At 43.0% G+C, this 23944-nt stretch carries 20 protein-coding genes and 2 pseudogenes; 9 read left to right on the top strand and 13 right to left on the bottom strand.

Annotated elements, in window-relative coordinates; translation table 11 throughout:
* The first annotated feature begins 102 nt into the window (after positions 1-102).
* Entirely contained in the window at positions 103-882 is a 780-nt protein-coding gene (locus EGC80_RS00690) for a DUF2971 domain-containing protein (RefSeq protein WP_124013535.1), read from the top strand.
* Positions 883-1138: 256 nt separating this feature from the next.
* Here EGC80_RS00690 and EGC80_RS00685 read toward each other — a convergent pair whose 3' ends face one another.
* From EGC80_RS00685 to EGC80_RS22595, 4 genes and pseudogenes are all read right to left on the bottom strand, one after another.
* Positions 1139-2212 carry an IS91 family transposase gene (locus tag EGC80_RS00685; protein ID WP_124014279.1) on the bottom strand — a complete coding sequence of 358 codons (1074 nt, stop codon included), beginning with the start codon at positions 2210-2212 and terminating at the stop codon, positions 1139-1141.
* Positions 2209-3099 (bottom strand): tyrosine-type recombinase/integrase, encoded by an 891-nt coding sequence (locus EGC80_RS00680; protein ID WP_124014280.1) that lies wholly within the window; start codon positions 3097-3099, stop codon positions 2209-2211. Before EGC80_RS00680 ends, EGC80_RS00685 begins: the two co-directional genes overlap by 4 nt.
* Positions 3100-3818: 719 nt before the next feature.
* The gene (locus EGC80_RS00675) at positions 3819-4721 is read right to left on the bottom strand and encodes a nuclease-related domain-containing protein (RefSeq protein WP_124013798.1); all 903 of its coding nucleotides are present in this window, start codon (positions 4719-4721) and stop codon (positions 3819-3821) included.
* Positions 4722-5053: 332 nt separating this feature from the next.
* Positions 5054-5530 (bottom strand): annotated as a pseudogene (locus tag EGC80_RS22595) (transposase); the annotation flags it as partial.
* 522 nt (positions 5531-6052) lie between these two features.
* Here EGC80_RS22595 and EGC80_RS00670 point away from each other — a divergent pair.
* From EGC80_RS00670 to EGC80_RS00645, 6 genes are all read left to right on the top strand, one after another.
* Positions 6053-7006, top strand: a complete 954-nt coding sequence (locus tag EGC80_RS00670) for a DmsE family decaheme c-type cytochrome (protein ID WP_124013799.1) — start codon at positions 6053-6055, stop codon at positions 7004-7006.
* 15 nt (positions 7007-7021) lie between these two features.
* Positions 7022-9028, top strand: coding sequence for an MtrB/PioB family decaheme-associated outer membrane protein (locus EGC80_RS00665; RefSeq protein ID WP_124013800.1), 2007 nt, complete (start codon positions 7022-7024; stop codon positions 9026-9028).
* A gap of 40 nt (positions 9029-9068) precedes the next feature.
* Entirely contained in the window at positions 9069-11498 is a 2430-nt protein-coding gene (locus EGC80_RS00660) for a DMSO/selenate family reductase complex A subunit (RefSeq protein ID WP_124013801.1), read from the top strand.
* A 12-nt stretch (positions 11499-11510) separates the two neighbouring features.
* Entirely contained in the window at positions 11511-12146 is a 636-nt protein-coding gene (locus EGC80_RS00655; protein ID WP_124013802.1) for a DMSO/selenate family reductase complex B subunit, read from the top strand.
* A gap of 128 nt (positions 12147-12274) precedes the next feature.
* Positions 12275-12934 (top strand): TorD/DmsD family molecular chaperone, encoded by a 660-nt coding sequence (locus tag EGC80_RS00650; RefSeq protein ID WP_124013803.1) that lies wholly within the window; start codon positions 12275-12277, stop codon positions 12932-12934.
* Between the two features lie 46 nt (positions 12935-12980).
* Positions 12981-13433 carry a hypothetical protein gene (locus tag EGC80_RS00645; protein WP_124013804.1) on the top strand — a complete coding sequence of 151 codons (453 nt, stop codon included), beginning with the start codon at positions 12981-12983 and terminating at the stop codon, positions 13431-13433.
* Positions 13434-13435: 2 nt separating this feature from the next.
* Here the strand turns inward: EGC80_RS00645 and EGC80_RS00640 are convergent, their stop codons facing one another.
* The 7 genes and pseudogenes from EGC80_RS00640 to EGC80_RS00615 all read right to left on the bottom strand — a co-directional run.
* Entirely contained in the window at positions 13436-13621 is a 186-nt protein-coding gene (locus EGC80_RS00640; protein ID WP_124013805.1) for a hypothetical protein, read from the bottom strand.
* A gap of 51 nt (positions 13622-13672) precedes the next feature.
* Positions 13673-14182 (bottom strand): serine hydrolase domain-containing protein, encoded by a 510-nt coding sequence (locus tag EGC80_RS00635; protein WP_267898638.1) that lies wholly within the window; start codon positions 14180-14182, stop codon positions 13673-13675.
* Complete coding sequence (locus EGC80_RS22305; protein WP_164839393.1) at positions 14183-14392, bottom strand: hypothetical protein; 210 nt, start codon at positions 14390-14392, stop codon at positions 14183-14185.
* Positions 14393-14531: 139 nt separating this feature from the next.
* The gene (locus EGC80_RS00630; protein ID WP_124013806.1) at positions 14532-16850 is read right to left on the bottom strand and encodes a DEAD/DEAH box helicase; all 2319 of its coding nucleotides are present in this window, start codon (positions 16848-16850) and stop codon (positions 14532-14534) included.
* The gene (locus EGC80_RS00625) at positions 16843-17547 is read right to left on the bottom strand and encodes a hypothetical protein (RefSeq protein WP_233768574.1); all 705 of its coding nucleotides are present in this window, start codon (positions 17545-17547) and stop codon (positions 16843-16845) included. Before EGC80_RS00625 ends, EGC80_RS00630 begins: the two co-directional genes overlap by 8 nt.
* Positions 17548-17626: 79 nt before the next feature.
* Entirely contained in the window at positions 17627-18109 is a 483-nt protein-coding gene (locus EGC80_RS00620; RefSeq protein WP_124013807.1) for a hypothetical protein, read from the bottom strand.
* Between the two features lie 477 nt (positions 18110-18586).
* Positions 18587-19462 (bottom strand): annotated as a pseudogene (locus EGC80_RS00615) (isocitrate lyase); the annotation flags it as partial.
* A gap of 395 nt (positions 19463-19857) precedes the next feature.
* On the opposite strand from EGC80_RS00615, the gene EGC80_RS00610 reads away from it, so the two are divergent.
* Both EGC80_RS00610 and EGC80_RS00605 read left to right on the top strand, forming a co-directional pair.
* Positions 19858-20106, top strand: coding sequence for a DUF3297 family protein (locus tag EGC80_RS00610; RefSeq protein WP_101032751.1), 249 nt, complete (start codon positions 19858-19860; stop codon positions 20104-20106).
* A gap of 292 nt (positions 20107-20398) precedes the next feature.
* A complete protein-coding gene (locus EGC80_RS00605; RefSeq protein WP_101032750.1) occupies positions 20399-21043 on the top strand; it encodes a LysE family translocator in 645 nt (214 codons plus the stop codon).
* Positions 21044-21509: 466 nt separating this feature from the next.
* Here the strand turns inward: EGC80_RS00605 and EGC80_RS00600 are convergent, their stop codons facing one another.
* Both EGC80_RS00600 and EGC80_RS00595 read right to left on the bottom strand, forming a co-directional pair.
* Positions 21510-22559 carry a potassium channel family protein gene (locus EGC80_RS00600; RefSeq protein WP_157822211.1) on the bottom strand — a complete coding sequence of 350 codons (1050 nt, stop codon included), beginning with the start codon at positions 22557-22559 and terminating at the stop codon, positions 21510-21512.
* A gap of 776 nt (positions 22560-23335) precedes the next feature.
* Positions 23336-23944, bottom strand: coding sequence for a DsbA family protein (locus tag EGC80_RS00595; protein ID WP_124013809.1), 609 nt, complete (start codon positions 23942-23944; stop codon positions 23336-23338).

Raw genomic sequence — 23944 nt, 5'->3', positions numbered from 1 at the left:
AACAATACACATCACTCGCTCCCTTTGGTCGCAGGGGCGCCAACCCGCTGTGCTGCTCTTCGCCCATGAGCTTTGCGTTATGCCATTTAAAGCAGGAGTTTCATGGAAAGTTTCTACAAATATTGTCCAATTAGTTCACATGATAATTTGGAAGAACAGTATTCATTAATTAACCTGTTTGAAAATCAGGCATCTTTCTCTCGGAGAAAGAATTTTAATGATTTGTTTGATTCAGAAGTTGAGATTCTTCGCCCTTCGAGAGATCGAGTACGTAGAACTTATCAAAAATTATCTGGTGAATCTAAGCGTACTTTTAAACGCCTATTCATGGGTGAAAATGCGAATCATAACTTCGATCTTTTGATTAAAAGTATCGAAGATGCTTTAGATAGTTATTTATTCTATTGCGTCACTGATAATCCTGTAAATAATTTGATGTGGTCCCATTATGCTAACTCTCATAATGGTTTTTGTATCGAATGGAACGGTGATGCAATGTCACCTGAGAAAGTAAGATATCAAGACCAATTGCCCACTCTTGAACTTCTGGAGTTGCTCGAATCAACAATTGGGTTGCGAACTAAAGATGAAATCGCTTCTCAGGCTTGGGTTTCATTGAAGATTAAGCTTAAAGAATGGGAGTATGAGTCAGAGTATCGTATTAACTTAAGTAATAGTGCTCAAAACCTAGTAGTGAAAGATTTAGGAAAGCTGGCGTTAGTCAAGTTTCAACCAGAATGGATAAAGTCAATTATTTTTGGCTATCGTATGCCTGAAAAAACAAGAGACTATATTCGTAAGAATATGCCGAAAAACACCACCTATCAAGAAGTAGTTATCTCTAGAAATGGCAATGGATTAGAGCTAAAAAAAATGGCATAACAAATAAGGATAGGCCGCGCGAAGCCGCGTCCTTATCCCAAGTGTTGAACAAGCCCGAACACCGAGAGTGACTCTTTATTATGTAAATAACAGCTCGAGAAAACGCGCTGTTTGATGTGATGGTTATCGTGCTAGTTTTTTGTAGTCAGCAAGTACCCTTAGCCCCTCTGCTAATTATTTAACTCTATTAATTTCAGTGCGTTAAATTAATCCTCCACGGTATTCAGTTAAACCATTATTCTTATTATTTTCAACATTAGGTTGAGGTCATTAAGTTTGTCGGTCGTGCCACTACGCCCATAAAGCGCATTGGTTGCTGGCAACAGGGGCAACTGCGGGTTGCTAATCTGCGCTTTATCTCAGGAATGATTGGAAACGTTGCCCCTGCAACTGCCAGCATAAGCTGTATTTGTAGCCTGAGCTTTTTGGCGTTACCTCTGAGTAATCCATAGTCACGCACTCGCCTTAATCCCTTCGGTAATACGTGTTGCAGTATTAACCAGAGAAATTCTATGGCGGGTAAGGTGCGTACTTTTGTCGACTTTGTTTGGCTGTCTTCATACTCGAAACTCACGTTGTCATCGACATGACTTTTGATATTTTTGTCAGCCAGTACGCCGCGATAAAGATAGCGTGATAAATACTGCAGTGCAGGCAAGCCTTTGCCCACATGTTGGCAGTCTACTACCCACTTTTTGGGCAGTGAGGTTGGCAGTGTGAGATTAAGCTTTGCCAAATACTCCAGCAAGCGTGCACGCCAGACATTGGCGATATTAAAGGCGTTGAACAGGTATTTGCCTTTGTTCTTTTTCCAGTGCTGTTGAGTTTTGTTAAAACTGCCCGCAGGAATAATAAAGTGAATATGCGGATGTAAATCCCGTCGCCGGCTGTGAGTATGCAGCACGCCGGTGAAACCAATATCACCGGCAAGCTTTGGTGAGTTAAGGGCAAAGTCTTTGAGCACACTGGCAGCGACGGCAAACATGGCTGGATAGAGCGCTTCTGGGTGATATTTAGCCACAACACGCAGCTCAAATGGCAATGTAAAAGTCACCATGAAATAGTCGACGGGCAGTAACTTGGCTTGTTGCTTAGTGAGCCAATCTGCCGTGGTGTTGTACTGACATTGCGGGCAGCTGCGATGACCACATGACAGCGGAAAGTCAGCGGTATGCGTGCAACCCTGGCAAGCCCAGTGGCTGGCTCTTTGGGAATGAGAGCGGCAACTGAGCATGGCATTAATCGCTTGGCGCATTGACGGGGTAATTTGGCCATCATAAGCCTGATTAAAGGCATCAAGATGGTCACGTAAAATATCGATGAATGTCATGAGTCACACTCCCACTTAAGCACCAAATTATCAGTGAGCTGGTTAACTGACAGGACAGTGTTCTTGCGGGTGATGGTGGTGAGGCGGGTATAGCGTGCGGTAGTGTTAAGGCTGTTGTGGCCGAGTAAGTGCTGTACTGAGCGTAAATCTAACCCTTGTTCGAGCAGATGAGTCGCATAGCTGTGACGTAAATTATGTGGGCTGATGGATTTGTGGATGTTGCAGTCGTTAATCACTCGCTTTAGTGCTTTTTGAATACCGCCTTTATCTATCATTGAACCTGGCTTGCCATCTTTACCGGGAAATACATGCCGGGGATGGCGATGGGTTTGCCAGTAATATCGCAGTGCAAGTAATGTGCGTTGAGGTAAAGGGACCAGCCTGTCTTTACCGCCCTTGGCGTCACGAATATGCACCTGCATCAACGCGGAATCGATATCGCCAACCTGCAATGAAATTGCTTCGCCGAGGCGCAACCCCATACTGTAAAGGGTTAAAAAGCACACTTGATATCGCAGCTTATGGGTGAGGCTAATGACGATGGATACTTCGGCAGGGGTCAATATATCGGGTAAACGTTTAACCTGCGGAGGCTTCACAATACTCAGCCACTCCCAGTGCTGGTTAAGAACATATCGATAGAAAAACTGTAATCCATTACGGTCGAGTTTTACGGTGCTCCAGGAGTGAGAGGCAATTAAATCAGCGAAGTAGCGTTTTAAATCATCGGTTGAAAGGTTATCAGGGCAACAGTCAAAATAAGCACTAATACGCCTGACAGCGCGGCTATAAGCGTCGATGGTAGCAGGCCGCTTGCCTTGCAGCGTTAAATTGGTAAGATGTTGTTCATAAAGACAATCAAAGCGTTGTTGTTCGTGAGCGTTCATAGTAATACTCCTAGATAGCTGCCAAGGTAGGCAGGGTCTAGTAAGTATTTATGATGGGGCTAAAGATGTGTTTTTATCTTTTCTGCCGCAGAGCGGCTTCGTTCAACAAACAATTCAAGCTGATTCGCAACGCTCGGTGCTTACGGTGCAGTGTTTGGGTAAGGTGGCAGCGTTGCTCACAACTTAAGTGGGCGTTAATCTCAATTCACTAAGTTTAACATAATGTGATTCAGCGTATTAAAGCCTATTCCCCCTATTCTTATACACACTAATAAGTGGGGTCAGAGTAATAATAAGTGTAATAAGTGAGTGTAATAAGTGAGTGGAATACACACTAATAAGTGGGGTCAGAGTAATAATAAGTGTAATAAGTGAGTGTAATAAGTGAGTGGAATAAGTGAGTGGAATAAGTGAGTGGAATAAGTGAGTGGAATAAGTGAGTGGAATAAGTGATAAGTGAGTGTAATAAGTGAGTGTAATAAGTGAGTGGAATAAGTGAGTGGAATAAGTGAGTGGAATAAGTGAGTGGAATAAGTGAGTGGAATAAGTGAGTGGAATAAGTGAGTGGAATAAGTGAGTGGAATAAGTGAGTGGAATAAGTGAGTGGAATAAGTGAGTGGAATAAGTGAGTGGAATAAGTGAGTGGAATAAGTGAGTGGAATAAGTGAGTGGAATAAGTGGGGTCAGAGTAAACTTTTCTGATTTGATCATTTCCCAATCTAGCTCTTCCCCAAACATCTCTGCGCCACTTGATACACGATCGCATCGACCTGCTGTTGGCTGAGTGATTGAGTCCTGATAAAGGGTAACGTTTTGACCAACTGCTTATGATTTAGGATGGGGAACGGTGGCCGAGTTTGGTTGGTGACGTACCAGCCGGGGAATACCAGTACTGGGCTTGCAAACACTGGCTGGCCTGTGGCTTTAGTTAACCATTGGCTGACCTGCACTTTACTAGGGATTGCTTGGCGAATTACTTGAACGATTGCTTTAATTTCAGTCCACGATGGAAAGCATAAGCGGCCGTCTTTATAACATAGTTGGTAGTCTTTACCTTTAGTGGCACTAGTCGCTTTACTGTCGCGTTTGCGTTTGTGGCGGCCCTTGGTTTCGATGGCGAATACGCCATTTTTACCTATGGCTAAATGGTCGATGTTAAAGCCGTCGGCTTGTATGTCGTGAAATACTTGATAGCCTAAAGCTTGTAAGCCTATTAGCTCGTTGGCAGTGGCGATTTCTGCTGTGTGACCTAAGCGTAATTTAGTGAGTTTTGAGAAGGTTTTCCATGTTTTACGTCCACAATAAATCAGTCCAATAACGGCAACTATGGCGAAAAGGTATGGGAATGATTTTTCAGTAATATGCTTTTGAATACTCTCGGTGGCAAACGGAAAGCTCACTACCACCACGGCCATGGTTAAGCCACCGAGTAGATCAAATTGTAACTCTTGAATTTGTTGCTGTAGGCCAAATGCAGGGATGCGCAGAAGTTGCTCGCGATCTACCGGCAGTTTAACCGTGTGATCACGGTATTTAAGCAGCAAGAACATTATGCCTATCATCAAAAACATGCCCGAAAGCAATATGCCGATGGCGAATACATTGGTAAACAAGCTTGTCATTTTCATCCTTGAGCGTGATGTCAGCTATATGTTCGCTTCATCACAGGTCAATCCAAGTAAATAGGATCTAAGTAATTTGTCTGTTTTTTTTGAAATGCATTAAACAAGGTCTAAGGGGGAGGGCTTTCAAGCTGTGAGCAAGTGCTGTGGGTCAACATTTACGTTTTCTTCCCTGACTTTAAGTCTGTTTACTACGTTGTCTTTACTGACTGTCGCCATTCCATGTGTTATTCACACAGTAACCGATTTTACTTGCGGCTATCAATCACTATTTGTTTATCTTTCAAATAAGTAAAATAAGTGGGATCAAAGTCTTAGGGATCCCCACGAATTTAATAGCATGCCTGTGGATCCTTGATTAAATCTTGTCGCGTCTTGATCCTTGTTAGCCAGTGAGACTGCAACTGCTTCAACTGCCTATCTTTGTATGATCTTAAGCCAATGAATGGGTTTGATAGCACGTTACAGTGCTTGGTTTAGTTCGCTTGGATAATGCCTATGTTAATGGCAGCTTTGACGGCTAAAGCTAGCAGCGAAAGCTCAAGTTGAGATTGGCAGGCAACGAGTCGCAATACCTTGAGCCTGTTCGCGTTTCGCTGTCATTCATTTTTAGACCTGCTTAATATCCCTAAAGCTCTCTTCTATTTGCATCCTCGTCGCATAAATTTTAACGACCTTTTAGCTGTATCGCTGGTGCGACATAGTGATGTTGCCAGCAACCAAGGTTCCTTTTCTCGATTTGCACTTGCACTAGACGGTTTACTCCGCCTAGTTTTATCATCTGTTGCAGTTTTATTCTTTTCGTTTTTTCCTTTTTATGAGGCATTTGTCAGTTTGTGAAATCATTTATTTATAATGATTATAAGTTTACTTCAGAATTAATTTTAATTAAATTGTGAATTAATGTGAAAAGATATTAAAAGTTATTAACGAGGTTGTGAATAGTTATTAATGGTTATTGGTTTAATAAAAATAGTTATGAATAAAGACGATATGATTTCATAAGTTATATTATGTTTAAATCATTCTCATTTATATAAAGTGCAAATTTAAAATCATAGTAACCAGTAAGAGGTATTGAAAAGATACAATTAAAATCAATGGCTTGTAATTTATATTTGGTAATTTAAATATCAAAAAAATACATCCAACAGGCAAGGCTAAATAAAGATCTCGATCCCGAATAAATCATTTATAAATTAAAAATCACAGATCTAACAATACCTCTAAAGTAATAGCTTCGTATTTTAATTAATTCAAACTACAATTTAAATGCAAACTAATTAACACCAACGTTACCAAATCATATAATAATTAACTGTAAGGCCAAGATGATGAACAAATGTATTATCACTACGTTACTTTGTGGGATATTCGCTTTCGCGTGTTTATCCCTCTCAGTTCAGGCGGCCCCCTGGAATCAACTCACTGGTGAACAACTGGAACAGCAACTGACGGAGAAATTTGCTCAAGGTAAATACTCTAACAAAGGTGCCGACTCTTGCCTGATGTGTCATAAGAAAAATGACAAGGTCATGGCGATATTCGATGGCGTGCACGGTAGCTCGAGCCAACAGGGTTCGCCTATGGCGGGTCTGCAATGCGAAGCCTGTCATGGCCCGTTAGGTGCACATAACAAAGGCGGTAAGGAGCCGATGATCGCCTTTGGCAAAGAGAGCAAGCTTTCTGCTCAAAGTCAGAACAGCGTCTGCCTAGGTTGCCATAACGATCCTAAGCAGATGGCATGGCATAGCAGCAGCCACAATTTAGACGAGGTGGCCTGCAGTGATTGTCATAATATTCACACCGACAAAGATCCGGTTATGGACAAGCTTACGGTTAATGACACCTGTACCTCTTGTCACACGCAGCAAAAATCTGACATGAATAAGCGCTCATCTCACCCGATGAAGTGGGATCAAATGACCTGTATCGATTGTCATAACCCACACGGTTCTATGAGTGAAAGTGCGCTGAATCACGCCACTGTGAATGACACTTGTTATAGCTGTCATGGCGAAAAACGTGGCCCTGTTTTATGGGAGCATGCGCCAGTGACAGAAAATTGTGCCAACTGTCATAACCCCCATGGCAGCGTTAACGAAGCCATGCTCACCCAAAGAGCACCACAACTGTGTCAGCAATGTCATATGGATGATGGTCATGCAAGCCGTGTTGTACAACAAAGCGGAAGTGATGCGTTTGGCGGCGGTAAGAGTTGCCTCAATTGCCATAGCCAGATCCATGGCTCCAATCACCCAGCCGGCAGCAAGCTGCAGCGCTAATTAGGAGTAACTCAAATGAGATTCAAATTTAACCTCATCACGTTATCACTTCTCGCTATATCTGGCGCGATAACGGGCTCTGCAATGGCGGCTGACTTTGGCGTGAACAAGGCCAATACCAGTACCGTTAACCAACAAGTATTTCAGTGTAAGCGTTGCCCTCAAGTTGCAGGTTATACCGGCACCATCGGGGTCAATGCCGCGTATATTGACAGTGATGACATTCACTCTGGTAATGCGTTCGGTACCGACAATGACGGGGCTAATGGCAGTGTGGATGCCGATTTACATTATCGAAATACCGCAGGCTATAAAGCCAAGTTTCAGGCACACCAATTAGGTTTGGATAACGGCTTTGCTCACCTTGAAGCAGGAAAGTCAGGTCACTATAAACTGGTGGCAGATTATCAACAGCTAACCCGTTATCAGTCAGGCGATGCACGCAGTCAGTTATGGTACCAAGACGGCGTACTGACACCGAGTGAGCATACTCAAATTCAGGAGCTCTCGCTGCAGAGGAACAAAGCTGGCTTGGGTTTGAGCTATGGCCAAGACTTTTATCAGGCTTATGTGCGTTATGAGCACGAGAATAAAACCGGTTACCAGAGCAGCAGTATTGTCACTCCGCGTCCAGTTAATTTTGGCCTGCCAGTCGATGCCAACACTGATAATCTCACCGCGGGTTTGTCATTGTCTGGCGATAGCTGGACTACCAACCTGAATTACTTCGTGAGTCAGTATAAAAACGAGGTTGACGCGTTAAGTCTTCCTTATCTGTATGACGTTTTTGCACCTGCTCCAGACAATCAGGCTCATCAAATTAGCTTGTCTGGCCAATATCAATTAAACCGCACAGTTATGAGTGGTCGCTTGGCATCGGGCAAGATGACCCAAGATGATGATTTGATTCAAATGTCGGGTAATCCACTGCAAAACTGGGACGGAGAAGTCGATACCTTAGACGGCAAGCTGTCTGTCACTTCGCTGCTAAGCAACAAGCTCAGACTCGGCGGCAGTGTCGATTATAGCAAGCGTGACAATAAGGGATCGGTATGGGAATTCGCTCAATATGAAGTGAACGGGATCACGGGGGCATTTAAACAGAATATCCCTTTAGACACCGAACGCCGCGGCCTCAAGCTTAATGCCAGTTACCGCCTAAACAGTGACTATCGCGTGCAGGCTGGCTATGACCGCAAAGAGATGGAGCGCAGTTATGGTGACCGTGAACAGACCAATGATGACGCCCTATGGGCCAAGCTCAATGTCCGTGCAATGGATGACATCAAGCTTAAATTTAAGGCCAGCCTCGATAACCGTGGCGGCAGCGAATATCAAACCAGTGAACTGACGTCATCAGAAACGAATCCTTTACTACGCAAATATTACCTGGCTGATAGAAAGCGCACTGCCTTCGAAGCCAAGTTTAATCACACCCCAACGTCGTGGCTCAGTGTGGATATGACCGCCCGCTATGCCAAAGATGATTATAACGAGACTCAACTGGGTCTGACCGAATCTGAAGATTACGGTTATGACATCAATCTTGGGCTGCAGCTGAATGCACACCTATCTGGCTATGCCTTTGCTGGTCAGCAGTGGATCGATGCTGCACAAGCTGGCAGTCAGGGTTTCTCAAGCCCTGACTGGTTCGCCGATATCGAAGATGAGTTTATTAATCTGGGGGCTGGTTTCAACTATAGCGGGCTGCTTGAAGACAGGCTCAGCCTAGGCGGCGACTACTTATTTGCTAACTCCGCCAGCAACACGCTGGTCACCTATGACGTTACCACGCCACAGGGGGATTACACCTCTTTCAGCCATAGTCTCAAACTGCATGCGAACTACGCATTAAGCGAAGAGATGGCGTTAAAGCTGGCTTACCAGTATGAGCGCTATTACGACACCGATTACGCGCAAATTGATGTCAATACAGTTCCAGGACTGACCACCTTAGGTAGCCTGAACCATAACTATAACGCGCACCAAGTGATGTTGTCGTTTAGCTACCAGCTGCGCTAATGCAAACAGTGCTAATCATAACTGCAATGAGGAAAAGATAATGGAACGCAGAAGTTTCTTAAAAATGAGTGCCGCACTAAGTTGCGTAGCAACGGTTTCAGGCTGTAACTCAAGCTCTAAAGATGTTGAAGTAGTGCCGCCTACGCCACCTGTTGCCGGTGAAAAGCTCAACTGGTCGGCTTGTTTGGTTAACTGTGGATCTAACTGTCCGGTACAGGTTTTTTCTACCGATGGGGTGATTACCCGGGTAGAGTCTCAATTTACCACCACAGATAAGTACGGCGACCATGATGTGCGCGCTTGCCCACGGGGACGCTCTTTGCGTAAACGTGTTTACGCACCTGATCGTCTGAAATATCCGATGAAGCGTGTTGGTCCTCGTGGTAGCGGGCAATTTGAACGGATCAGCTGGGATGAAGCCCTTGATCTTGTCGCCGAAAAATTGCAAGACACCATATATCAGTACGGTAATGAATCGATTCACTTCACCTATAACTCGGGTGCGCGTTATCACTTTTCGGGTAAGCAGTGTCTCTACCGTCTGATGAACCTTAAGGGGGGATATCTCAACGCCTATGGCGATTATAGCTGGTCACAAATTTATGAAGCAGCCGGACAAACATACGGCTCAGCCGGTCCTGGCTGGCAGGGAAGCAGTGTGTCTGAGATGCAAAACTCAGACTTAGTGCTGATGGTTGGCTACAACCCATCCGAGATCCGCATGAGTGGTTCGGGCGAAGCCTATGACTTCCTGGTACAAAAGCAGAAGCATAACTTTAAGACTATCTTGATCGATCCCCGTTATACCGACTCTGCCGTAGGTAAAGAAGATCAATGGCTCGCTATCCGTCCGGGTACCGACGCGGCGCTGTTCGAAGCTTTGGCTTATGAGTGGATCACCACTAACACAGTCAATCAGGCCTTCTTGGATAAATATTGTGTCGGTTATGACGAGAAAACCATGCCTGCAGGCATTGGATATGAAGAAAGCTATAAGGCGTATATTCTCGATAACGCCACGGTTGGCGACTCAATTCCGGGCGTTAATGCTAAAACGCCAGAGTGGGCTGCTGCTATCACAGGTATCGAAGCCCACCTTATTGTCGAATTGGCCCGTGAACTGGCTGCGGCTCGTGCCCCTTTCATCCAGATTGCCGCTTCGCTAAACCGCCAGGCTGCCGGTGAAAACAACACCCGTGCAGGTTACATGTTGCCTATCTTATTAGGTCAACTGGGTCTGCCGGGTACTAACTGTGGCGGTCTGTGTAAGGGCTCTTCTCTACACGCACCGTCAATGCCTACTGGCTCAAACCCAGTGAAGAAAGCCATCTCATTCTTTACCTTCACTCAGGCCATCGAAGACGGTAAAAACATGACCGTCCTGTCCGATGGGGTACAAGGTGTGGATCTTGATGACGAGGGTGACGGCAAGTTGGGCACTGATATCAAGGCGATCATCAACTATGGTGGTAATGCGCTGATTAACCAACACTCTGATGTGCGTAAAACCGAGAAGCTACTCCAAGATGAAGCTAAATGTGAATTTATCTTAGTCGTCGATAACTGGATGACGCCCAGTGCCAAGTTTGCCGATATCCTGCTGCCAGATGTGTCATGGCTTGAATCAGAAGACTTAGTTAACCAAAGTTACGCAGCGGGTGATACCGCCTCCTTGGTACAGATGAGCACAGGCGTCGACCCTATGTTTGAGAGCCGTCCTATCTATGAGGTTTGTGTCGACTTAGCGAGACGTATGGGGGTTGAATCTGAGTTTACCGAAGGTAAGAGCCGCAAAGAATGGCTGGATCAATTCTATGCCGAATCTAAAGCTGCCACCCCAGAATTACCAGCAAAAGAGCAGATGCTCACACAAGGTATCTATCGCAAGTATCTGCCGAACGGCGGTTATATCGTACTGGAAGATTTCCGTACCGATCCCGATGCAAATCCTCTAGGCACACCCTCTGGAAAGATTGAGATCTACTCATCACGCTTGGCAGAGAAAGCGCGTACCTGGAAGCTCAAAGAGGGTGACGTAATATCTGCGCTACCTAAATACGTGCCCACTTGGGAAGGTTATGAAGATACTGAGACCAAGAAGAAGTATCCATTACAACTTACGGGTTATCACACTAAGGGTCGTGCCCACTCAAGCTTTCACAACGTCCCCTGGCTTCGTGAAGCCGTACAGGATGCAGTTTGGATGAATCCACTGGATGCGAATAAGCGTGGACTTAGCACTGGTGATAAGGTCCACATTTTCAATGATCGCGGCACCATCGAGGTCGAAGTGAAGGTAACACCTCGTATCATGGTCGGCGTAACTGCACTGGGTCAGGGCGCATGGTTCCTACCCGGCGGCGCGGTGGATAAAGGCGGTTGTTTAAACGTGCTGACCACACAACGCACCACACCTATAACGAAAGGTAATCCTCAGCACACTAACCTGGTTGAAATCCGTAAGGTCTGATAGGAGTTAACAATGAGCAATAATATCCAATACGGCTTTCATGTCGACGCAAGTAAATGTACTGGCTGTAAAACCTGTCAGATATCGTGTAAGGATCGTAAAGATCTTCCCGTTGGCATCAACTGGCGCCGGGTGTATGAATATGGTGGGGGACAATGGACAGAACATGGTGATGGTACTGTAAGCCAAAACGTATTCGCCTATTACCTGTCTATCGCTTGTAACCACTGCTCTGAACCTGTGTGTGTTAAGGCCTGTCCAACTGGCGCAATGCACAAGCGCCGCGAAGATGGTTTAGTCCATGTGGCGGCGGATCTGTGTATCGGCTGTGAAAGCTGCGCAAGAGCTTGCCCATACGATGCACCGCAGATAGATAAAGATCGTAAGGTGATGACCAAGTGTGATGGTTGTTTTGAGCGCTTGGCTGAAGGTAAACAACCTTCATGTGTCGAGTCTTGCCCTATGCGTGCTATCGATTTTGGGCCGATGGACGAACTGAAGGCTAAGTACCCGGGCGCCATCTCACCGGCTGTTGCTCCGCTGCCACAAAGCAGTGTCACCACGCCCAACTTACTTATCACACCTAACCGTCATTCTCGCCCAAGTGGTGCCACTGATGGAGAAGTGTTGAACTACGCAGAAGTTTAACCCCCCTGATTGGTGCCATTCATTTGGAGTGGCACCTTTTTTAGCGTTTTTTTGCTGTTAGTTGCGACACATTTTAGTTTCGACACATTTTAGTTCAAACACATTTTAGTTCCACAAACGAGGTTAGCATGTCATTCCTTACCGAAAATGAACGCCTAGAATATCAAGGCATTGCGCGCATTCTTCACAATGTACTCTTTAACGATCCGACCCCTGAGTTAATCCAAGGTTTTATTGAGCATGGTGTTGCTCAAAGCTGGCCACAGTTCAGCGCATCGGCCAAAGAGTCGAGTGGCCGCGAGTTGCTGGCCAATTATCTCGGCCAATGGACTGAAGATAAACAACAAGCCTTAAAACTGGACTATGCACAACTCTTCTATGGACCGGGCGAGCCCAATGCTGTGCCTTGGGGATCGGTCTACTTGAGCGAGAGGCAACTGCTCAATGACAAGTCGACCATGGCACTAAAAGCCTTCTATCAAGAACAAGGGATCAGCTTCGAGCTCGATAGCAATCAACCCGTTGATCATATCGGCCTATTTTTCGCGGTATTGGATCAAATGTTTACCCAATGGGCGCAAACTGAAGATAACGAACCACTAGAACGAAGTTGCATGATCTTGCTCCAGCAACACTTACTTCCTTGGTCGGGTCGCTGCCTGGAGCTTATGACTGAACATGCTAGAACTGATTTTTATCGCGGCATAGCATTGTTGACTCAAGTTTATTTAGAGGGACTAATCAAAAAATTAAACCTAGTTCCAATAACGGCACGCCTATATCGTTAATAGGCAGTATCGTTAAGAGACAAGGTTTTATAACGGGTGGGTTGATATGACGTTCATTAAGGCGCTGGGCGCTCAGTGGAATAAAGGTAAGTTGTCGCAACAGCTTGAGCGGGTTCTGATGTTGGAGCCCGAGATCCAGTCGCTTTTTATTGGGGCAACCACAGTTACCACAGTCTCTAATTTAATCGCCGCCATCGGCTTTAAAGACTCTATGACTCAGGAACAAGAGCAGCAGCTCAGCCATGAGTTTATGCTCACCATACTGTTCGACTGCTTTCGGTTACTGATGATTAAACAGATTGAGCATGACAATCTGAGCCAAGCCGAACATCTGATCATTCAGCTTACCAAAATGTGGGCAACGAAAGCGTTGGACGACCAGCCTGTTAATGAGTCCAGCCAGACTCAATATCGAGCGCTGCAACAACAAATCCTCAACCTTACCGAACAGCTCGATGAGCTAAATCGGCAGAGGCTACTCCAAAAACGAAATATGTGACGTTAGCTATTAAATTTATCTACTAAAAAAGCTAACTTTTCATCTTGCGTCGCATGGTATTCGGGTTGATGCTCAGTAATCGAAAAGCGAGCAATCGAAAAGTGATCTGCCGATAAATGCGCAATCGATAAGTGAGCTTCAGATAAGTGAGCAATCGAAAAGTGGGGCAGAATCGAACGAGACTCCATCTACTCCAATGACGCCACAATCTCACGGAAAAATGCGATGGTTTTTTGTTTTTAATTCAACTCATCAAGAAAGCCTAAATCGGCACTATTTTTAACGATCACCACATTGTGTTTTTGGTTTACATAAATATATTGTCCGTATACACCGACACAGAAAAATTCACCTTGCTGTGCTTCTGACGGTAACCAAATTTGATAGCCATAACCTAACTTGCCGACTTGTGGTTGTAGGTAATCTGCTTGCGGTGTAGTGGCGGCTTTAATCCAAGCAGCTGACACGATTTGCTTGCCATTAAATGCGCCATTATTGAGTAATAAGCGGCCAAAGCGGGCGTAGTCACGGGTGGTAACATTTAAGCCGCCTAACGCAAATGCGCTACCTTGGGAGTCGGTAAGCCAATCGGCATCGCTTTCCATGCCGATGGTGTTCCAGATATTTTGCTGTAAAAGTTCGATTAATGATTTCCCGCTAACTCGCCTGAGTATCATGCCAATAACGTGGATGTCCATGCTGACATAGCGACGGCAGTTATAAGTGGGGCCTCGGCCAAGCCCTGTGATTTATAATGCTCCACCATTCATTGAGCTTTCAATTGCAGAGAACAGACTCTGTCGGCGAGTTTTATGCGTTTTTTGCGCATCTTTTGTGCATCTTTTGCGATAAAAGGGCGGGCGACAAGTGAGAGGCATTTTGATAAAAGGTGTTTTGCATTCATGGCATTGACTCGTGGTAATTTTTGTTTGGCGATAAATTTGATCACCAAATGCCATGAATGTTCCTCAGTTTTTAATCTATCTCATTATTTTTATTCATTCTTTTGTGGGGATTCGTCAGACTCTGACCCCACTTTTGTTCATTCTTTTGGATTCGTCAGGTTCTGACCCCATTTATTGTTAACTCTAGTTGAGGTTAATAAATATATCTTTCGATTATACGTAGTTGATCTTCACTTAAGTCATTTAGATTATCAATAAAAATAATACCTTGCTCATCAATGTGCTGAATATATAAGCCTATCCATTCAGTGTCTTCAGGGTCAAATCCATATTTTAATAGCCAAATTTCAATTTCATTATTTGTTCCATATCGAATAAAGTTTCTTAAAATTTTGGCTCTAACATCTTCGGTTTCTTGATAATAAATGGTTAGGGCTGCACACAAAGGATCTGATAAAGATAAATTAATAACTTTATCTAAATAATCATATGTATCATACACTAACAGGTCATAATCGAATTCTTTAACAGGCGCTCCACGACGGAATAAATTAATAGCCCGTGCATTCTTATTTGGTAAACTCTCTGCTCTTGCTGAATATTGAATTTTTATTTCATCAAAAGCCTTATTGTATTCTTCTTGGGAAATTGATTTTTGTTTTAATTTTTTTAGTAAAGCTCGTCGTTCATCTCTTCGAGTTAAATAAGAATGTCTTAATGATAATGTTTCACTAAATGCTTTCCCCTGAACCCTCCATAACAATAATGGAATAGAGGCACTTAAAATTGTTTGCTCTTGTACAGTTAATGAATCTCTTTTTAAATGAGTAATGTATATTTTTTTTAGTGTCTCTTTTAATTTTTTTCTAATAGAAGGCTTTATTTCATAGTATTGATGACCGCCTATAGCTTTATCACCATCAATCAATTTATCCAAAACAAACCTTACATCTGACTTAAGATTAGATTCTTTTAGTCGATCTACTTGAGAATCAGTTAAGTGAAGGTCATCATTAAATGTATCTGTTTTAATAGCAGTGATCAAATCAGAGTAGTCATCCGGGATGTCCTTCGAATCGTCATCCAGTTTTGAAGTCGGATCAAGCTCAATAGAGGATATAATTCTAGATCTAAAAGTAGTTACATTAGCTTTATTGATTATTGTATAACCGAAGTCAAACTGATTAGGGGTTTGTGTTGTTCGTCCGGCTCTCCCAATCAAATTCTTCAAAGTTAACTCTTTCATCATATGAAAGTTATCAATCCAAACGCAATCAAATGGCATATTGATACCTTGATTCAAGGTAGCCGTTGCAAAACAAATTTTAGCATAACCATCTCTTACAAATTGCTCTATCAATAACCTCGCTTTTAAAGGCATGGAGCCGTGATGAACAACAACGCCTCTCTCCATTAAAGTCAAAAAAGATGATTGCTTACCAAATTGTCCCTCTGATGCTCCAATATACTTCGTCAATTCATCTACCATTTTAATGGCTGGTGGGTTTTCCAAAATAGGGCACAAAGCAATATATTTTCCAAACCCTTCAATATGTCCACCATTTAAAATTTTACTTTTAGAAATATAAATTAAAGCTGTCCCATCATTTTTAAGAGTACTTTCTACAATATCAATTTCACACTTCACATGAGCAGAATCATTAAATGGCGAAAAGTATTCTAACTCACCATCTTCATTTCGTGATAAGTAAACTTTGCCAACATTATTTTGTTTAAAACTATTTGAACCTGAATTTTCAAGAAAACTATGTTTAGATAATTGAGCTTCAGGGTTAGATACAAATGGGTGTGCAAATACTTTCTTGGCTTTCGGGAATAACTTTTCAGATCGCCTAACAAATGCATCAAACGATATCCCCCTAATTGGCTCCTCTGATAATTGCGCTTCATCAAAAAGGAAAAGTCCAACTTCAAACTCATCAGCATATTTAAAAAGCTCAACACCTCGCTCTGGTGTAATAATAAATATTCGTCTTGCCGTGTGATGCTGATTAATGTTTTCAACAAATTGAAGAACTAATACCTCTTTACCGACAAGGTCTACGACTAAAGAATAAAACTCAGCAATCAACGCTCTTGAAGGCACAATAATTACAATATCATGCTGTTCTTCTGTTATTAAATCTCTAAAAAGATGAGACTTACCTGTGCTTGTTGGTGCTGAAAATGAATAAAATCTATTTGATACAATAGATTTATAAGCACTCGCCTGCATTGGAGTGAAAGGCTTACCAAATTGCTCTTCTATAGTATCCCCTAAATTTTTATACACAGATTCTATAAAAGATTTAGGTTCTGCAATCTTATAAAAGAGTCCCATCACGCTGAGGATTTTAGCCTCATATTCGTTAAAAACTTCAGGGTAATGAATTTTTATTAAGCTTAACTTTTCTAGAGTAGCCATATTTATTGGCCCTGTCTCATGAAACTCCCTAATTGCACTTTCAAGAACTTCTCGAATTCCTATTCCTTGGATTATATTTTTAAGCACTAACTTTTACTCCAATTAAATATACCGCTTCATAGGTCAGTAATGTCTTCATATGAATTGAAGTCAGTGCATTATCCATTATTGCAGCTACATCTCCGGTAGTGATAGAAAATGCAGCACTATATGCTTTCTTTCCTGCAGCGGCATTTTGTATTGCAGCCTCAGTTACAAACCTCCTAATATCAGGGAATTCCTGAATATCTTTTTTATCTTGAATAAATTCATTTATTTGTTTAAGTGCGCGGCCATGTGCATTTTTTACGCCACTGTACTTTGCTTCACCAAAGGCAACTAAAGCCTCTGGTGACTCAGTATGAAAATCAAAACCTGGATTTCCCGATATTTTTTCCTTAATAAGTTCAGCTAAAGGTAAACGGATATGATAAAAATGTTTTTTGAGGGCTGTTTGTGCAACATCAGAAACCATGTATTCACCAAAGTCTTCTGATATATCGGTTTCAACGTTGTTAAGTATTTCATTAGTTACTTTATCAACAGTCCGTTTGGATCGAGCTTCATAACCCATACGATCAATTACATCCATTGGTTGCAACCAACTAGTATCCAATGCCACTGTTAGCATTTCCTTAACTCTCAATTCTAGGTCGGTAATGTCGATGGCAATTGAAAATATTTTTCCTGTTGCAGTATGTGCATAATCAGACATGTTTGTTTCAGTATAAGAGATAAGATTCATAACCATACCTTTATAATATGCTTACAATTACCAATTAAATTACTTATGTAATTTGGATAAATATTTTTTTGATAATAAATCATTTCCTCACCTCACTCTTACTCAAACACCGCTGTGCGACTTGATAAACAATCGCGTCGACTTGTTGTTGGCTGAGTATTTGGGTTCGGACGGCTGGTATGGTTTTGACCAACTGCTTATTCTTTAACTCTCTACTACAAAAAAGTGAAAACGGTGCTTTTATTTGGCTAGTGGGTTCTTTGTTGGTGACGGCTCGTACAATAGCTAACCACTGGCTGAATGGCTGTGTTGCGAGTATTGCTTGTCGCGTTATTTGTTCGGTTAGACTAAAACAGTTCCACGATGAAAAGCATAAGCGGCCGTCTTTAAAATAGAGTGGCAGTAAACCAAATGCGGGAATGGGCTGAAGCTGGTCGCGGTCGACGGGTAGCTTTACCGTGCTGTCGCGCTGTTTGAGCAATACAAACATCACCCCAAGGGTGACGAACATGCTCGAAAGAAGAATGCCTACTGATAATAAACTGGAGGATAAACTTGTCATTGTCGTCCTTGCACGTAATGTGACCTAAGTAGTAGGTCGCAATTCTAAATCCATGAATCTGCTGGATTAATATACTCCGAGTTTGGTAATAATGTAAGTGGAAATTTTCATCAATCGTTAAGCGTCGCAATTGATCTAAATGGGCCGTTGCAGTAGTCAAAAATGTCATTGCATAAGAATGACTTGTATCAGGGGATCTCAATGGGTTGCAGTAAAGGAAGTGCCGGATTTGCTGTGTTAGTCTGCTTCGTTAGTGAGTTATCGTCACAGTGACCAATTTACCCTAACGTTTACCTAAGTGTGACACATAAAAAGGCCTGCTTATTTTAAGCAGGCCTTTTGGGTTTAGTTTTCGCTGTTAGTCATGTTCACTTCAAAAACATCGCTTAAGCTAGTCACTATTTAGGTAAGTCGTTTTCTACTCTCTACACAAGCAGTTTATAAATCTGTGTATAAAAGCAGTTTATAAAAGCTGTCTTAGAACTGGTTCATTGTGTTGTCTTTACCTGACGCTTTAAGCGCTTGGTCACCAGAGAAGTACTCTTTATGTGCATCACCCATGTCTGAACCAGCCATGTTTTGATGTTTAACACAGGCGATACCTTGACGGATTTCCTTACGTTGAACATTGGCAACATAACCCAACATACCTTGGTCACCGAAGTATTCTTTAGCCAAGTTATCGGTAGACAGTGCTGCTGTATGGTAAGTCGGTAGTGTAATAAGGTGATGGAAAATACCTGCTTCACGTGCCGAGTCAGCTTGGAAAGTACGAATTTTTTCATCAGCTTGGATAGCAAGCTCAGTGCCATCGTAATCAACACTCATTAATTGAGGGCGGTCGTAAGCTGATACGTCTTGTCCTGCTTTTTGCATCGCATCAAATACTTGCTGACGGAAGTTAAGCGTCCAGTTAAACGATGGCGAGTTGTTATACACAAGCTTAGCATTAGGAACAACTTTGCGGATTTCGTTAACCATGGCACCGATTTGAGATACATGCGGCTTTTCAGTTTCAATCCACAATAAATCAGCACCATTTTGCAATGAGGTAATACAGTCAAGTACACAACGCTCTTCACCCGTACCAGCACGGAACTTAAATAAGCCATTTGGTAGACGAGCCGGTTTGACCAGTTTGCCACCTTGCTTGAATACCACATCACCGTTTTCAAGTTTTGCTGCATCAACGGCTTCAACTTCAAGGAAGCTATTGTATAAATCGCCTAGATCGCCAGCTTCTTTAGTGACTGCAATTTTTTGAGTTAAGCCTGCACCTAATGAATCGGTACGGGCAACAATCACGCCGTCATCAATACCGAGTTCTAAAAATGCATAACGCACCGCATAGATAAATTGGGTCAGGGTAAGCTTTATGCTATCGGCCTAAACGGCCGGTTCATGCCGTTGGCTGAGCTGTGTTAGTGGAACTGTGTTAGTGGAACTGTGTTGGTGTAAGGCGTGGCGATGCAATGACAGGTAAATTGACAGGTAAATTGAAGATAAATTGGGTCAGGGTAAGCTTTATGCTTAAACGGCCGGATCATCCAGTTGACTGAGCTGTGATGGCGTAAGACGTGGCGATGCAATGGGGTTGCTATCAATGGGGTCGCGATAAAATGTCTCGCTATTGTGTCGCTATTGTCCAAAGAAGTGGGGCTCGTCACTCACATTTATGACTGCCGCTATTGAGCATCAGGCCAGTATTGCCTACAATGGCGCACGCTTTATTCACTGCAGACCAGACCATGAACGACACTACATCAAAACCAGCTTTACCGGATCGCCTTTCTTCAAATCCACGTAGCCCACATCATGTGGCAGCCATTTTTGAGCACGAGATTGGTATTTTGTTCAACGGCAAAGAGCGTGCTGATGTCGAGGAATATTGTATCAGTGAAGGCTGGCTAAAAGTCGCGGCGCATAAAGCGTTGGATCGTCGTGGGCAACCACTTATGACAACGGTTAAAGGCAAGGTTGAAGCATTTTATAAGTAGGAGGAGAGTCACATTCTCTTACCGTTAAAAATGAAAGGCTAGCCGTCAGGGCTGGCCTTTACTCTTTGGGCGCCAAAAATCACTGGGCTCAGAGTCAAGGTCATTCTATTGTTTGCTATTGTTTTAGCTTGTTTTTATACTGCTTTGGTTTATCCCTACTTAATATTCTTCCCGTAAACAAACCCTGCCAACTGTCGTGCTCATTTAAATACAATATGACTTTCATTCATGTTGAATAGCTGTAAGATCCGCGCCTTATTTTCCCGTCTTAATAGTGGTTGTTTGTGTTTTTATGATGATTGATCTGGCTTTGCTTCCTTTATATTTAACCACTGTGGTCGCGTTATTGTTAATTCCTGGACCTGACATGCTGTTGATTGCTAGTTCTAGTTTGAGCTATGGCCGCAAAGTGGGGGTTTATGCCAGCTTTGGTAATGCCACCTCAGGACTTATTTTAACCTTACTTGCTGCAATGGGCGTGTCTGCATTAGTGGCAATGAATCCAATGGCGTTAGAGCTATTACGGGTATTGGGCGGCGCTTATTTACTTAAAATGGGCTGGGATTGCATGCGCAGTAGCGCGAGCGATGCGCCGGAAATTAAGTCGCAGAATAACATCGCTAAATTACTCTATCGCCGCGCGGTGATGAGCAATCTACTAAACCCTAAAGCGTTGATATTTTTTGTGTTATTTTTGCCGCAGTTTGTTTCTACTCAGATCAGTGCCAGTTCAGGTGAACAAATGCTGGCATTAGGCCTGCTGCTTAATGTTATTGGGTTGTCGTTCAATTTGTTGCTGGTGGCTCTAGTGGGAAGTTTGGGTCAACCATTGCTGAAAAACGAAAAATTCCGCACATATCAAAATAAGTTTATGGGGATGATATTTTTTGCTTTGGCGATCTGGTTACTGGCGTCGCAAGTGCAGAGTATCGGTTAACTGTGTTTTCAGATGGTTACGTACCATTTGAAAATAAGTGCGACCAGTCAATAAGTGAGGCTAGAGCACTTTTTTGAGCTCTTATTTAAAAGCTGGATTACGCTGTGGGTGCATTAAGCTGTCGACATACAAATTAGGGATGATGACAGCTTAATAAACCAACCTGCTTATGCCGATCTCAGGTTAATGTGTAAAGTCTTTAAAAATAACTGACATCAGCCACCAACATTACAAACAGCTCCTTTCAACGCGTATATTTCGCTGATTGCATCGATTGATCCCGTTCTTAATCGAACATCATTTTCAGACTTTCTCTTACCAAGCTTTACTCGCCGAGGTGGCCATTTGTTGATGTAAAAAGACAATATCGACTATGGCGATGAGATATTGATCAAAAAGTTAATTTAGCGCCCCAACGTGTCCTAGCAAAATATATTTCACTAGCCAATTGAAGGCGCTTTTTTGCTTAAAATCCGTTTTGGTCGAAGGTTATTCGGTCTAACGCAATATAGTAAAGGAAAGTGCTTTTCCCCACTGGGAGTACTTCATCGTCGTCTGGATTAATCGCCAGCGTTTTGCCAAGCTTATCATTGGCTACCCCAATGAAAATCGCGTTGTGATTACCTTTGATGAAGGCCGCTACATCGGCCACAGTGCGCGGCTTTGACAATACCACTTCTTGTGCATGCATTGTTTGGCCAGAATTGGTTAGCAAGCTTTGGAACGCCAGGTCTGAGCCGCTATCTTGAAGTGACCGCACCAGCTTTTCATTTTTATTGGAGCTGAGCACCTCGATAGGTTTATTTAGCTGTCGCAGGGCTTGTGCTTGGTCTTCGTTATCGATAAAAGTAGCGATAAAACTGTTTTCACTCACCTTGGTTGAATAGTGAACCGCCAAGCTGAAGTTGCGGTCATCATTCTCTAAGTCGATAGCAATTTTGTCGGCGCTACTAATGCAGACTTTGTTAAGTACATCTTGATCATGCAAATTGTCGACTGACAAGTATTTGATTTTTTCGTTATCAGGGAACGGGTGAGCAAAGTCGCCATTGGTAAGCAATACAATGGTTCTGTCGGGTCGGTTATGATCATCAAGGATAAGTTGGATAAGCTTTCGCGACTTTTCAGCAGTGCTACAAATCAGAATAATGTGACCTTGCAGTGCGGTGATATTTGATTTTCCCGTCATGTGTAAATTCCAACCGTTAAAGATAAATTTGCCCATTTTGCCGATCAGTATACTGAACAACACAAAATTAACGGGTAAGTAGTAAAATGTTAAAAGCATTTTGCCAGCAAGTGTTTCGGGGTAAATGTCGCCATAACCAAGCGAACTTGCGGTAACTACGCTCCAGTAAATGAAGTTAAGTGGAGATGAGACGATGTTGCTTTCACCCGCAAGTGAGAAGCCGAAATAACCAAGCACTCCGCAAGCCAGCAGCAAGATAAATAACGAGCTGTTACGTGTTCGGGTGATCTCAAGTCCAAATCGCCGGATAAAATTAAAGATGAGCATGAACCACTCCCTTATGTGCAGTTTGTCGATGACGCGAGTAAAAAAAGCTGTATCGATACCGTTTTTTTCGGCCCAGACGCTCAGAGATATCGCAATAGTCGGAGTCATTATCCAGACACCAAGAACATGAATATACGGCATTTGGGCTTATGGGGTAACCGCTGACACGAAATACAAGACAGGCATATGAAACAAGTAAAGCCCGAAGGTGTACATTGATATGTTTCTAGTGCATTTTTTAGCACCCAGATTAAACACGTTATGTGTGTTCGCAAGGCTGTGAATGCTAATAATGGGCATAGCCGCGAAAAACATCAACATGTAGTCGCAAAGAATCTGCTTGGTGGGGAATAACTGACAAATGATAAGGTCGTGACCCATTATCTTTGCTGCAGTTAGGTTTATAGTGTCCTGAACGCACAGTATCGTGAAAAATCCAAACTCAAACCCAAACTCAAACCCAAACCCAAAAAATGAGCGTGGCTAAAGCAGCAAACTTAGCGAGCAAAGAGGGTTGGGATAAAGTAATCAACATTATCCCGTTGTGAGCATCATCAAGAGACAAGCCAACGACAAAGCCGATTGAACACTCTGTAGACTTTAGAGGTCGAATTTATTCAACATAGTAGTGGCGCTATCTTTTATAACCTCTAAAGAGGATAAAACACCGAGCTGGATCCGACATTGGCACAAACGGACACTGAGTCATGTCCATATCCTAGTTAATGGCGGTGATAGATAAAGCTAGTTAACTCTTTATTTAGTTAACTCTTTATTTACTTAATAGCGGCGATCTCTTTTTCAACCGCAGCGACTACGGCTTGAGGGTCGCTAAGATATTGTGAGTGATCGATAAAGATGGCGTTATCATTAACTGTCATTACCATTACGGGGAAGCCCGTGGTGCCGATGATTTGTTGGATTTCTTCTATATCTTCTAGTACGTATTCTGCATCCGTACTGAGCTCATCTTTAAACACTTTATTTGATGGTGACAGTTTAAACTTCTCTACGATGTCAGTGAAGTCGTGTTTATTATCCAGCGGATTGCCTTCAATGAAGTGTGCTCTTTGTATCGCATTGAGCACGGGCAATTGCTTGTCAGCTTGCTTACTCTGCACCCATCCCATCAAGTTTGCGGTCTTTATTGAGTTTTTAGGACTGTTTACATAGCGAAGATGATCTCTACCAAATTTAAGCCCACTAATTTTTGCCGCGGCTTGCATCTGCTCTTCGCCAGCACTGTCTTTGCCGATGTAATGCGCGCTATGTAGCAAGTGTACATTCATGTCTGGATAGGCTTGTTGCAATGCGTTGACCAAAGGTGTGGCTGCGTAGCTCCAAGGGCAATGTGAGTCGTAGATAAAATAAAGCTCAGTAGTCAT

The organism is Shewanella psychromarinicola, from assembly GCF_003855155.1.
Taxonomy (GTDB): Bacteria; Pseudomonadota; Gammaproteobacteria; order Enterobacterales; family Shewanellaceae; genus Shewanella; species Shewanella psychromarinicola.
This window is presented reverse-complemented; position numbering and strand designations above follow the sequence as displayed.

Coding starts and splice junctions, on each gene's coding strand:
- EGC80_RS00690 (WP_124013535.1), top strand. CDS start 103: ATGGAAAGTTTCTACAAATATTGTCCAATTAGTTCACATGATAATTTG.
- EGC80_RS00685 (WP_124014279.1), bottom strand. CDS start 2,212: ATGACATTCATCGATATTTTACGTGACCATCTTGATGCCTTTAATCAG.
- EGC80_RS00680 (WP_124014280.1), bottom strand. CDS start 3,099: ATGAACGCTCACGAACAACAACGCTTTGATTGTCTTTATGAACAACAT.
- EGC80_RS00675 (WP_124013798.1), bottom strand. CDS start 4,721: ATGACAAGCTTGTTTACCAATGTATTCGCCATCGGCATATTGCTTTCG.
- EGC80_RS00670 (WP_124013799.1), top strand. CDS start 6,053: ATGATGAACAAATGTATTATCACTACGTTACTTTGTGGGATATTCGCT.
- EGC80_RS00665 (WP_124013800.1), top strand. CDS start 7,022: ATGAGATTCAAATTTAACCTCATCACGTTATCACTTCTCGCTATATCT.
- EGC80_RS00660 (WP_124013801.1), top strand. CDS start 9,069: ATGGAACGCAGAAGTTTCTTAAAAATGAGTGCCGCACTAAGTTGCGTA.
- EGC80_RS00655 (WP_124013802.1), top strand. CDS start 11,511: ATGAGCAATAATATCCAATACGGCTTTCATGTCGACGCAAGTAAATGT.
- EGC80_RS00650 (WP_124013803.1), top strand. CDS start 12,275: ATGTCATTCCTTACCGAAAATGAACGCCTAGAATATCAAGGCATTGCG.
- EGC80_RS00645 (WP_124013804.1), top strand. CDS start 12,981: ATGACGTTCATTAAGGCGCTGGGCGCTCAGTGGAATAAAGGTAAGTTG.
- EGC80_RS00640 (WP_124013805.1), bottom strand. CDS start 13,621: ATGGAGTCTCGTTCGATTCTGCCCCACTTTTCGATTGCTCACTTATCT.
- EGC80_RS22305 (WP_164839393.1), bottom strand. CDS start 14,392: ATGGCATTTGGTGATCAAATTTATCGCCAAACAAAAATTACCACGAGT.
- EGC80_RS00625 (WP_233768574.1), bottom strand. CDS start 17,547: ATGAATCTTATCTCTTATACTGAAACAAACATGTCTGATTATGCACAT.
- EGC80_RS00620 (WP_124013807.1), bottom strand. CDS start 18,109: ATGACAAGTTTATCCTCCAGTTTATTATCAGTAGGCATTCTTCTTTCG.
- EGC80_RS00610 (WP_101032751.1), top strand. CDS start 19,858: ATGAACGACACTACATCAAAACCAGCTTTACCGGATCGCCTTTCTTCA.
- EGC80_RS00605 (WP_101032750.1), top strand. CDS start 20,399: ATGATGATTGATCTGGCTTTGCTTCCTTTATATTTAACCACTGTGGTC.
- EGC80_RS00600 (WP_157822211.1), bottom strand. CDS start 22,559: ATGCTCATCTTTAATTTTATCCGGCGATTTGGACTTGAGATCACCCGA.
- EGC80_RS00595 (WP_124013809.1), bottom strand. CDS start 23,944: ATGACTACTGAGCTTTATTTTATCTACGACTCACATTGCCCTTGGAGC.